The following is a 707-nucleotide window of genomic DNA, read 5'->3' on the forward strand; positions in this document are numbered from 1 at the left end:
TCACGCAAAAACACCAGCGAATCTTGCGATAAATACTTGGGTATTCGTTATGCTTTAAGTCGGTAACCTTGTCCATGAATAGTCTCTAATCGTGATTCTTCAAAACCTTTATCGAGAGCAGTTCTCAAACCATAAATATGACTGCGTAATGCATCACTACTGGGTGGTTCGTCACCCCAAACACTTTCGATCACTTCCGTTCGTGATACTGACGCAGGCGCGTACTTCAACAACAGCTTTAAGATTCTGGTTTGGATGCGACTTAGCTTGATCTCTTTACCATCGCGCGTGACTTTACCAGTGCGCGCATCTAAACAGATATCAGCGAACGTCAGCGTACCAATGTCTTGGCGTGGGCCACGACTAGCTAAAGCATGAATACGTAAACTGAGCTCTTGCATCGCAAACGGCTTCATTAAGTAGTCATCCCCACCCGCTTTAAATGCCGCTATTTTGTCATCTAATGTGTCTTTTGCGGTTAGAAAAAGAATGGGCGTTCCGCAAAACTGTTCCTGACGCAGCGTTTGTACGGTACTGATGCCATCGAGTTTTGGCATCATGATATCCATAATGATCACGTCGTAATGGTTATCTTCCAACAACGCCAGCGCAGCCTCTCCGTGATACGCGCAATCTATCGTCATACCTTCGAGTTCTAGGTAGTCAGCAATGGTCTCGGAAACATTGTGGTTATCATCAACAATTAA

1 protein-coding gene is annotated in these 707 nt (G+C 45.0%); it reads right to left on the reverse strand.

From position 1 onward, the window contains the following. Window positions 1-47: 47 nt before the first annotated feature. A partial coding sequence (locus R7E78_RS26655; RefSeq protein ID WP_318058677.1) for a response regulator transcription factor occupies window positions 48-707 on the reverse strand: 660 nt, incomplete at its 5' end.

The sequence above is a fragment of the Vibrio sp. YT-19(2023) genome (assembly GCF_033337395.1).